General features: G+C 45.7%; 6 protein-coding genes. All 6 read left to right on the top strand.

The genetic code is table 11. The features are described from left to right. The first annotated feature begins 5 nt into the window (after nt 1–5). On the top strand, nt 6–2,468 hold the full coding sequence (locus QVD32_RS03680) for a phosphodiester glycosidase family protein (RefSeq protein WP_021891817.1): 2,463 nt from the start codon (nt 6–8) through the stop codon (nt 2,466–2,468). A gap of 19 nt (nt 2,469–2,487) precedes the next feature. Continuing rightward, entirely contained in the window at nt 2,488–4,968 is a 2,481-nt protein-coding gene (locus tag QVD32_RS03675; RefSeq protein WP_021891818.1) for a phosphodiester glycosidase family protein, read from the top strand. A gap of 18 nt (nt 4,969–4,986) precedes the next feature. Then, a complete protein-coding gene (locus QVD32_RS03670; protein ID WP_021891819.1) occupies nt 4,987–5,898 on the top strand; it encodes a TolB family protein in 912 nt (303 codons plus the stop codon). A gap of 10 nt (nt 5,899–5,908) precedes the next feature. Beyond that, the gene (locus tag QVD32_RS03665) at nt 5,909–8,293 is read left to right on the top strand and encodes an Ig-like domain-containing protein (RefSeq protein ID WP_021891820.1); all 2,385 of its coding nucleotides are present in this window, start codon (nt 5,909–5,911) and stop codon (nt 8,291–8,293) included. Nucleotides 8,294–8,640: 347 nt separating this feature from the next. After that, complete coding sequence (locus QVD32_RS03660) at nt 8,641–9,480, top strand: hypothetical protein (protein WP_008861345.1); 840 nt, start codon at nt 8,641–8,643, stop codon at nt 9,478–9,480. Between the two features lie 272 nt (nt 9,481–9,752). Beyond that, nucleotides 9,753–12,737: a golvesin C-terminal-like domain-containing protein gene (locus QVD32_RS03655; RefSeq protein ID WP_021891821.1), complete on the top strand. Its 2,985-nt coding sequence runs from the start codon at nt 9,753–9,755 to the stop codon at nt 12,735–12,737. Nucleotides 12,738–12,739 lie beyond the last annotated feature (2 nt).

Below are 12,739 nucleotides of genomic sequence, written 5' to 3'. Positions count from 1 at the left end.
AAGTCATGAAAAAGATATTCAGCTTCCTTCTTTCCGGGGTATTGTCTCTCTTTATTTATGCTTCGGGAATAACCATCGGAGGCAAAACCTATGCGGTAGATACCATCGTACACTCGCACGATATAGGTCCCGGCACGAAATATGCCTTTTACGATATACCCGCCTATCCGCTTAAATTCCATGTCATGGAAGTGGACCTTACCAACCCATACGTAGACATCGAGACTTGCCTTAGCGGAGACAAAGCCGTCGCAACGGAGACTCCGTCGAGCATGTCGGCTCGCAACAACCGTCCGGGGCACGAAGTCCTCGGTGCGACGAACGGCGATTTCTATCAATTTCAAGACCCCATCGAAATAGGAATTCCCCGCAGCGGGCAATACCGTCGGGGCGAATGCGTGACGAATCCGGTAGGGCGCGCCTCATTCGTCCTCACTCCCGATCGGGTTCCTTACATCGACCGTGTAAACTTCGCCGGAACCGTACGTTCCGGCGATAACAGCCATCGGTTACACGCCGTAAACATGCAACGTCTGGAATGGGAAACAGAAACCGCCCCCAACTTCATGCTGCTATACACCAACGCCTACGGTACGGAAACTCACGCCACCACCGGCGGAACGAAGGTCATGCTGCATGCCAAAGAGGGCGAATTGTTTTTCGGAGCGAACAAAAACATCGTGTGCGTTGTCGATTCGGTTTTCGCCAATCCGGGCATATCGCCTATTCCCGAACAAAGAGCGGTCTTATACGGAGTAGGCACAGCCGAAACCTTTTTGAAAAGCCTCTCGGCCGGCGACGAACTGACTGTCTTTTTAGGTACAGATCTTGCCTCGACTCCGGGTTTGCTGACCGACTTCAAGGAACAAATGGGCGGAAGCGACCACATCATATTAAAAAACGGAGTCCCGGCCGACGTATGGGACGAAGAACACCCCAGAACATGCATGGGTATTTCGCAGGATAAAACCAAAGTCTATCTTATGGTAGTAGACGGCCGTCGGGCAGGATACTCGGCAGGGGCAACCCTCAGTGTATTAGGCGATCTGTTCCTTGCCATAGGCGCATACGATGCTGTCAATCTCGACGGCGGAGGATCCTCGGCAATGGTTATCAACCAACAAATAGTCAATCGACCTTCCGATAATAAGGAACGAGCTGTCGGTAACGGCGTACTAGTCATTTCAAAAGCGCCGATCGACGATGTTACCGCCCGGTTGGAATTCGAGCCGATTCACTATATACTTCCCTCCTACTGTCGGTTTATCCCCCAAGTGACGGCATACAACCAATACGGATTGATCGTAAACCCCGACTTCAAGGATTATACGCTTTCCTGTTCTCCCGAAATAGGTTACATAGACGAGAGCAATGCATTCGTAGCTTACGGTAACCCGGGACACGGAACCATCACGGCAACCTACAACGGCATATCGGTGACAAAAGATGTAACCATACAAGAAACCGATTTCGCCATGCGTCTCGACTCCGTAATTTTGGACGGATACGAAGAGTATCCCATCGAAATATCGGCTACAATCGACGACAAAGAATTCGTACTGAATCCGTCGACCCCTCAATGGGAGGTCGCCGACCCGGAAATATGCGGTATATCGAACGGCGTTTTATCGGGTCTGAAAAACGGCGTAACGACTGTAACTGGAAAACTCGATGATTTTACCGGCTCTTTGAAGGTAAAAGTAGAAATACCGCAAACTCATATTCAACAGGCCGACCAGTTCACCTCCGGCTGGGAACTCACAAGTATCTCGGCGATAAACGACGTGGCTCTGACACCCCATGCGAATGGAGAAACAAACCTCGAATACACATACAAAAGCGGCAGACAGCCTTACATACAAATGGCTAAAACTTTCAGCTTTTACAGTATCCCCGATACATTCAGAATAACGCTCAACACAGGCGACACCAAATGTTCCAAAATAACCATGTCGATGAAAGGCGGACTTATGTCGACCTCGCAAATCATGGAATGGCCCGCAGTGAACCCCAACGAAGACTTCACCTACGAAGTCGCCATGAACGACTTCTTGGACGATAAAGAAGACCTCGGCAATTACCCCGTACAGTTCCAATATCTTAAATTTTTCTTGGATGCCTCCTCACAGACCGCAGGACAAAAATATAAGATTCGCATCAAAAATTTCGATTTGGTATACGACAAAGTCACTTTGAGCGTCCCAAACATTGCATTGGCATCCGCGTTACGAGTTTTTCCTAATCCGGTTAAAGCCGGTGAGACAGACGTATATCTGCAAATCGAAGAACCGGCCGAAATATCGGTACAAATGTACGACTTGAACGGGAAACTGCTCGTCTCGAAAAATTACGGGAAATGCGAAAGCGGAATCATAGCCATACCCATTTCGAGCCTGCAACCCGGCAACTATCTGCTGAACATCAACAAAGACGGTAAAAGCGATGTCGCCAAACTGATTATCAAATAAATCACTTATTCACAAAATCATGAAAAAGGAACTATTCGTTTTCGCCTTATCTGCTCTATGCGGATTAAGTGCCGAAGCAACCATAAACATCGCAGGCGTGGAGAAACAGGTAGACACGCTGGAATGCCGTACGGTAGGGCCGGGCGTTCAATATGTGCGTATGCACATGCCCGAATATCCACTGGACGTCTATACCATGACTATCGATCTGAACAATCCGTATAACGATGTGGATGCTTTCATCGGGAAAAACCATGCCGGAAGTACCGAGGCCATGACCTCGGCATATACCCGATTGTCCACTCCCGAACATCAATCCATCGGATCGATAAACGGTAACTTCTGGATTGTTTCAGGACAAAATATGGACGACCGCCTGCTGGGACAACCGCACAGCGGTTGTATAGTGAACGGAGAAATAGCCACTGAACCGAATGGCTGGAACCGAGCCGGACGAGGAGACGAAATAGAGAAATTGCAGGAGATAGGATTCGTCGTTCTCGACCAAGACAAAAAAATGTGGATCGACGACATGAATTTCGAGGCGAAAGTCATAAACGCCGCCAACGAAAGTTTCGCCATCGCCGAAGTGAACCGTATCCGCAATGAAAACGAAATTGTACTTTACAACCACTTTACCGGACAAACGACCAGCGACATCGATGGAACCGATGTACTCATCAAACCCGTCGAGGGAGCATCGTGGGGGCTTAACAAGGACGTGGAATGCGTCGTAACCCGTATCGTGCAAAGCAAAGGCGGAACCGAACTCGAAGAGGGTGAATATGCTCTTTCGGGAAACGGAACAGGTGCAGAGTTTCTAAACCAAATGAATGTCGGCGATAAAGTAAAGATAAATACAAAACTTACTACCCGCACCGACAATCTGATTCCCATAGCCGAGCAAATGCTCACCGGTAACGCTCTCGTCATGAGGGAAGGGAAATTGACTCCCCGAAACGAAAACGAAGCATATAACTCGCAAACCTATTCGCGCTCGGGTATAGGCATGTCGCAAGACGGAAAGACGCTCTATCTGATCGTTATCGATTACAAGTCGAGCACTTCGGTAGGGACAAACACGGCGACGATGTGTTACATATTGAAACAAGCGGGAGCTTGGAACGTGGCCAACATGGATGCCGGAGGATCGGCTCAGATGATGTTGAGAGGCAAGCTCGTCAACAACCCGGCCGACGGAAAGGAACGTCCGGTATCGAACGGATTCATGATCTTCACCAACGCTCCCGAAGACAACACGTTGAACAGCCTTGCTTTCGATAATTACAATTTGGAAGTTCCTTCCTACTCTTGTTTCGAGCCGACTATTCTGGGATACAACTCATACGGCGTATTGATCGATACTGATGTACAAGAATTTACATTAAGTTGCGATGCCTCGTTAGGAACCATTTCTTCGGACGGAAAAAAATTCTATGCCTCGCCGAATGCGACTTCGGGTTACCTTCACGTCACTTCGGGAACAGCGACAGGAAAAATAAAGGTAACTGTAAAAGAAGCGGATATCGTCATGAAGAACAGTGAAATCATAGCCGACAAGGCTCACCCCTACTCTCTCGAAGTCATTTCTCATATCGGCGAAAACACGTTCACATACGATCCTTCGTCATTGTCTTGGAGTATTGAAGACCCGACTGTCTGCAAAATTGAAAACGGAATATTGACCGGAATAAAAAACGGAACGACGAACATTACCGGCAGCATAGGCAACTTCTCCGGGAACATGAAGGTAACCGTCGAAATACCAGAATCCCCCAAAATCCCGGCCGACGATTTTTATGGCTGGACTACAAAATCCATCAGCTCCATCACCGATGCCGCCGTTACTCCTTCGGGGAACAATCAGGCCATATTGGGATTCACTTACAAAACCGGACGACTCCCATACGTAGAAATGGACAAAGCGATTACCCTTTACAGTATTCCCGATACCTTGCGCATGCTAATCAATAGCGAGATACCCGTGTCGAAAATACAAATAGCCTGCAAAGCCAATGGCGACAAAGAGCAGTATCTCGAATACGAAGGAATAACAGTCAATGAAGATTATCTCATCAGCATTCCTCTATCCGACATCACCGGAGAAAACAACAGAGGAGGATTTCCCGTCTCTCTGAATTATATCAAATTCTATATCAACACGACCGGAACGAATAGCGGACAAGCCTATAAGATACATATCAAAGAGTTCTCTCTGGTCTATAACGGCATAGAAAGCGGAATAGACGAGACGGTGGCCGGTAACAAAAACATGGTCGTCTACCCGAATCCGATAACGGGCAATACCCTCTTCTTACAGGGAGAGAACATCGTTCCCGGTTCGTCGATACGCATATACGACCGAGTGGGGGCATTGATACTGGAACAACTACTCGACGAAACAGGAATCGTAAACATCGGCGACCAACAGCCGGGTGTATACATCGTGAACGTGCAAAATGAGCTAGGGACCCATGTATGCAAAATCGTTATTCAATAACTTAATTCATTATAATCCATGAGAGTAAATTTAACCATAATCCTGCTAGCATGTATCGCATCGCTATCGGGACAGAATGTAAAAGTTACCAAACATTACGAGATAACCCCTTCGGTCGGACAATCGGCCTTCTATCCGATACTTAGTCCCGACGGGAATCGAATCGTATATACCTCTGAAAATTTTTCCGGCTTAAAATCATACGATTTTGCATCAGGGAAAACCCAGATTATCACTACTGCCGAGGGAGCCGGGTTCGACCCGATTTTCAGCACCGACGGTTCAACGGTGTATTATCGGCCGCAAAGCATCATAAACGGACGTGTTCACCGATCTTTGAAAGAATATAACTTGATCGAGAAAGCCGAAAAACAACTTATCGCCCCAACCCGCGATTTGAAACGTCCGGTCGCCATCTCAGGCGGTATGGAAGTAGTGGCCGACAATAAACTTATGAAAAGTACAGGCTCTCAAATAAGCGGGAACTATGTCTATTCCATCATCAAAGAGGGAAAAATAATCGTGTGCGACGGTAAAAGCACCCGCATATTACGTCCTTACGGCGACAAAGTGGAAAGTTATTTGTGGACAGCCGTATCGCCCGACGGATCCAAAATCGTGACTTATGCCATAGGCGTAGGAACCGTTGTACTCGATATGCAGGGTAACATACTTGCCGAACTGGGCGACTACGAATCCCCTACGTGGTATGGCAACGATTTCGTTGCAGCCATGAAAGCGACCGACGACGGTCACCAATTTACTTCGTCGAAAATCGTATTGTTAGACTGCAACAGTAAACAGGTACATGATTTAACATCTCCGTCCGAAATGGGTATGAATCCGTCGGCCTCGGCCGAAGCAGGCAGAATAGTGTACAGCACGGTCGAAGGAAAACTTTTTATGTTGGAATTGAATGTAACGAAATAACCTCATCGCCATGAAAAAATATTATATCATTATCATTGCCTTCTTGGGCTGTTTAGGCTTGCAAGCCAAAGATATGACCGGACTTAAAATTTACATCAATCCGGGTCACGGCGGTTATGACTCGGACGACCGCAATGTAGCCGTATATCCGTATGCACAAGGCGACACACTCGGTTTTTGGGAATCCTCGTCGAATCTGCACAAAGGATTGATGTTAAGAGAACTGCTACAAGAGCAGGGAGCTACCGTAGCGATGTCTCGCGTATTAAATCGGACGGAAGACGACCGAGGACTCGAAACCATCGGGCGGGAAGCCAGCGAATGGGAGGCCGATCTGTTTTTCTCCATACACAGCAATGCGACCGGCACGAGCCGCCGGGATAATTTCCCGATGATGTTGTTCAGAGGATATACCGAAAATCCGGTAAAGCCCGAGGACAAGGTAGCGGCAAAGATACTGTTCAAGCACCTTATCGAAAACCAAGTAACCTATTGGACTCAAACGGAAGAGTATGTCGTGGGCGATTTTGACTTCTATCCCGACTGGAACAATGCAGGATTGGGAGTCCTCCGAAAATTAACCGTCACCGGGTTTCTTTCAGAAGGTTCTTATCACGACTATGTGCCCGAAACATATCGTTTGCTCAACATGGACTACAAATGGATGGAAGCATGGCATTTCACCAAAGCTGTCATGGAATACTTCGACACAGAAGGATTCACAACGGGAAATATCGCCGGTGTTATTTATGATAGTCGCATGACCCGTACCGAATCGTACGTACAACACGGAAGAGACAAGCAAGTGCCATTATGTGGAGCCACAGTAACCCTGTTGCCGAACAATATAACCTATACGACGGATAACCTATACAACGGCGTATACATGTTTAAAAACCTCGCTCCGGGTAATTACCAGCTAAAAATCGCAGCGGAAGACCATTACGATCGGACAATCGATGTAACAGTGACAGCCAATACAATAAGCTATACCAATGTGGCTATGGACAGAGTGAGAAATACAGCACCGGAAGTCACCTCTTACAGCCCTGTCATGGAAAACGAAACTGACAGCATCAACTGTACGACTCCCATTGTCTTGAATTTCAATTGGGATATGGACACGGAATCTGTACAAAAGGCTTTCTCGATCGACCCTCCCGTAGAAGGGAACATTACATTCGAAGATTCACAGTACCGAATGGTATTTACCCCCACTCGTCCTTACGAGGTAGCTACCCTATATACCGTAAAACTCGATAAAAGTGCAAAACACCCGGGTAATATGTCTATGGCCGAAGATTTTTCCTTCACGTTCTTAACGCAGGGAAGAAACCAATTGAAACTATTGGCAGCCAGCCCCTCGGAAGGAGCGGTACTACACTATCCGAAACCGACGATCGAAGTAAGATTCGATAATGTTCTCGACCCTGTCAATATTCGAGACCTCATCAAATTACAGGATAGTGAAGGAAACGATGTCAGCATCAACTTGCGTTCTGCCAAATACAACCAGTTAGGAGACTCCTACGGGAACTATTATTTTACCACAGCTGCCGATTTGAAACAAGGACAAAATTATAAATTGAAAATAGATGCCTCGTTGCACGATGTGGAAAATATAGCGATCGTAGACCCCATCGAAATCAATTTTACCGCCGGAGATGTAAGCCGCTCCGAAACAGCCGTCGAGGAATTCGAAACTCCCGACATGATTACATTCGATGCAACCCAAAGTATCGGGACAACCACTGCAAAAGCGATTCGCTCTACCGCTCAAAAACTGTTCGGTAGCGCATCTTACAATTTCACATACACATTCAATGCAGACGAAGCTCACGTTGTATTCACGACAGACGATACATTCGGAAGTTCCACTGTGGTCGACAATACCCAAACTATCGGTATGCACATTTACGGCGATCTTTCTTGCGACGAAATATGGCTGCAACTATCCTCTGGAAACGATACACAAGAGATTTTATTGACGAATGTCGATTTCAGAGGCTGGCAATTCCGGGAAACCCGTTTGGACCAGCTGAATCCGGGAAAGGACTATCGCATAAGCGGTATAAAGATAACGAGAACAAAACCGTTCTTCTCCGAATCGGGTAGTTTCTTCTTAGACAATATGCTGGTATATACCTCCTCGGACATTCACTTTATCGCTACATCGAAAGCCATAAATGTTTATCCGAATCCGGCTTCCGATATACTAAAAATTCAGTCTGACACCTCCGTACAACGGTGGACCCTGTACAGCCTATCGGGAAGCTGTATCGCTACCGGTTCAGAAACAACGATAGATACCTCGAACATTCCCTCGGGAACGTACTTGTTGAAAATACAGACCGAAGGAAAAGAGTTCTGTTATCCGGTTTTGATTGTACATTGACAAAGGATTAAGAATATACGGGCGATAAAGTATAAACGATCTGCTTTGTACTTTACCGTCCGTATTTTTATCGTACTATTTTTAACAGAATTTTGATACTTTACAGTAAAATAAGTATTCTATTTGGAAAATGAAGAAAGATATTTTATCTTTGCATAAGATGCAGAAATAGGTTGTGCCTCAGTAAAATCGATGCTAACATTGTTTCTACTTTCGAACGGCACTATTCTCATAAAAGATAAACGACACTCGCCGATACGAAAATTAATTTTCATTACGGCCGTCTGTTTTATCTTTATAAAGAGTTGAATGATGCCAGAAAGCACATCTATCAAGATTTTTTATTTATGAAAGTTATAGCAGAAAGTGGTTCCACGACAACAGAATGGGTTCTCGTCGATGGAAAAAATGTTTTGGAAAGAAGTTTTACGGAAGGAATAAATCCCTTTTTCCAAACGAGAAGGGAAATAAGCCACAGTATCCGTCTCAATTTACCGGAAACTTTTTTTAAGAAACGATGGGAACGGGTCTATTTTTATGGCGCCGGATGTGCCAATCTGGATAAGAAAAACATTCTCGAAGCCTCGTTAGTAGCACAATTCAAAACACCCATTTCGGCGGAAAGCGATTTATTGGCTGCCGCCAGAGGTTTGCTAATCGACAAACCGGGAATAGCCTGTATCTTGGGGACCGGTTCGAATTCTTGTCTATACGACGGAGAACGTATCATTAAAAACGTACGTTCCGCCGGATATATCTTAGGAGACGAAGGCAGTGGGGCTGCTATGGGACGACGTTTTTTAAGTGACTACTTAAAGAACCTTACTCCAAAGGATCTCTGCGATGCTTTTCATGAAAAATTCAAAGTTACTCCGGACGAGATTATGGACTCCATATATAACCACCCTTTCCCCAACCGTTCGCTTTCTACTTTCTCCTATTTCTTGAAAGACCATCTGGACAACAAATATGCTTTCAATTTAGTCTATGAAGAATTGATGAGATTCTTCCAGAGAAACATTATCCAATATGACTATAAATCATATCCGGTTTATTTCATGGGTAATTTGGCCTATACCTACGCCGATATTCTCGATTTGGTAGCTAAGGATTTCGGATTGAATATAGAAAAAACAGAAAAAAGCCCTATGCAGGGACTCATCGAATATCACTCGATCTACGGGTAAAGATATCTCATTATTTCGATTTATACTCATATGCAGGATCGTATCGACAGATTCTGCATATTTTTTTCTTGTAAAAAAGAGAGATGAATTCATATTAAAAAATACTAAATATATGTTCTCGAATCAAAAACATATATTATATTTGTATGAACCATAATAGAAAGGTATCTACTCATGAACTTTTAGCACCTAAAATAACGCTGTAAAAAGTTCTAACAAAGAGAAATAGATTGACAAAAAAACAGGAACCGAAGTTTATCCATTCGAAAAACATGAAAGAGAACCGATATATTTTATCATTTATAATTTTCTTATTAGGCTCACTATCAATCCATTCACAAACGCATAGCGACCTAAGAACGACTGTCGAAGAAGCACTTGTTTCTCTAAAACCCGAACACTTAGCCATCGGTGAAATAAAATTAGATACGCTTCTTTTAGAAAAGGGGAACAAACTTGTCGTTCAAATGAACGATGAATTTTCTTATCTTCCATTCAGAAAGGAGCTCGTTAAACGAGCCTATGACACCATACGTTCTATTTTACCCCCGGACCTGAAAAAGAAAAAACTTTTCATTCTCACCGATGGATATGAAATAAGCGAATTGATTCCTTTCGCCGACAATCGCAAAAGATTCGAAATTCATTGCGAGCGGCCGATCGTCAGCCCGATAAAATGTCACTACCTTCCTACAAAAGGTTTACTCAACAGACATATCGCTCTATGGCAAAGTCATGGATACTATTTCGAACAATCCTTGAACCGATGGGAATGGCAACGTGCCCGAATTTTCGAAACCGTGGAGGATCTGTACACCCAAAGTTTCGTCATGCCGTTCCTAACCCCCATGCTTCAAAATGCAGGAGCCTATGTATTTTCTCCTCGTGAACGAGATACGAACCGGCACGAACTCATTGCAGACAACGACAATGCCGATACTTATTTCGAAACAGGAACCGAAAAGGTAAAATGGGAGAACGGCGGCACAGGATTCGCCCATACAGTCTCGGTCTATACCGGCACTCGAAACCCGTTCGACGACGGAAGTTTCAGACAAACAAAAACCACAACCGATCCTCGGAAAGAGATACAGGCCCATTGGTATGCTCCGATACCCCAAACCGGGAAATATGCAGTTTATATCGCCTACCGCACAGTCAAAAACAGCACCGACGACGCTTTATACACCGTATATCACAAAGGCGGAAAAACACAGTTCAAAGTCAATCAAAGTATGGGCGGCGGCACATGGATATATTTAGGACATTTCGATTTCGCCAAAGGTGAAAACGCCCATGTAGAACTCAGCAATCTTTCCCGAAAAAATGGAAAAACAGTCACGGCCGATGCGGTGAAAATAGGAGGCGGATATGGCAATATCGCCCGACGAGTAGACAATTCGCACATCGACGAGAATCCGGGAAATTCATCTATAAACTATTCCTATGCGACAAGCGGTTATCCCCGTTTCACCGAAGCCGCCCGCTATTGGCTACAATGGGCGGGATTCCCCGAAAAAGTCTATTCCCCCAGTCAAGGGAAAAACGACTATACCGACGATTACAAATGCCGGGGAGAATGGGTCAATTATCTGGCAGGAGGTTCGGACATACTGCCCGACAGTTCAGGATTGAACGTTCCCTTAGACCTCGCTTTCGCTTTCCATTCCGATGCGGGCACAACCAAAAACGACTCGATAATCGGGAGCTTAGGAATTTATTTTACCGGAAAAGGGAGAAAGACCTATGGGAAAAATACTCCCAGACAAGTTTCTCGTTATCTCACCGATGTCGTATTGACACAAATCGCCGATGACATACGAGAGACTTATGAACCGGAGTGGAACCGCCGGGGCATGTGGAACAAATCCTATTTCGAAGCCCGTGTACCCGAAATCCCCACCATGCTCCTCGAATTGCTGTCTCACCAAAATTTCGCCGACATGCGTTACGGGCTCGACCCACGATTCAGATTTTTGGTTTCCAGAGCCATATACAAGGGTATTCTAAAATTTATCGCCAAACAAAACGACTATGAATATCAGGTACAACCCCTGCCGGTAAATCATCTGAGAACGGAGTTCATCGGGACGCACGAAATAAAACTGACATGGCGTGCCGTCGAAGATCCGTTGGAACCGACAGCCACTCCCGAAAAATATATCGTCTACACCCGAATCGGAAACGGAGCGTTCGACAGTGGCACACTCGTATCGGACACTTCATACACGAAAGGTATAATACCCGATTCGATTTATAGCTTCAAAGTCACAGCCGTAAATTCGGGAGGAGAAAGTTTCCCTTCCGAAACGGTGTCGCTTTGTCGCTGCTCGCAAGAAAAAGGCACGGTCATGGTTATTAACGGCTTCGACCGGATAAGTGCACCCGACAGCTTCGAAATAGACACCCTCATGGCAGGCTTCGACACACGCAAGGACTTCGGAGTGCCTTACCTCTACGACATCAGTTTCATCGGCGAACAATATGAGTTTCGACGAAATATCCCGTGGATAGACGATGATGCTCCCGGATTTGGAGCCAGTCGTGCCGACTACGAAACCCGCGTCATCGCCGGGAACACATTCGACTATCCATATATACACGGCCGAGCCATAACGAATGCCGGATATTCTTTCCTATCGGCAAGCGACGAAGCTGTGACCGACCAACTCGTCGCCTTGAACGATTATCGTATCGTCGACCTCATTCTCGGGAAAGAAAAACAAGTGAAAATAGGCAGAGGCGTCACCGACAGAGCATTTAAAACATTCCCCGAATCCCTGCAAACGATCATTGCCGACTATTGTGAAAACGGAGGAAACATCTTCGTCTCAGGAGCCTACGTCGCTACCGATTTATGGGACAACGGAGATGTGAATGAAACCGACAAACGATTTGCCAATGAAATCTTGCACTATACTTGGAGAACAGGACAAGCCTCGGTCAGCGGACAGGTGAAACCCGCAGCTTCGCCGTTCCCTGCATTCGACACGCTCCATGTCGAATACCACAATACGCTCAACGAAAATTGTTATGCGGTAGAATCGCCCGACGGGATAGAACCTTTCGGAAAAGGAAGTTATACCATACAACGATACGGGGAAAACAACATCGGCGCCGGAATCTTCTATCGGGGACAGCGTTATAACACATGCATTTTAGGATACCCGTTCGAAACCATCAAAACGGAAAAACAAAGGAATGAGCTGATGAATGCCATTCTATCATCTTTCGACCAAACAATAACCCATCAATAAGT

It is taken from the genome of Barnesiella sp., from assembly GCF_022723415.1.
GTDB classification, from domain to species: domain Bacteria; phylum Bacteroidota; class Bacteroidia; order Bacteroidales; family Barnesiellaceae; genus Barnesiella; species Barnesiella intestinihominis.
This window is presented reverse-complemented; position numbering and strand designations above follow the sequence as displayed.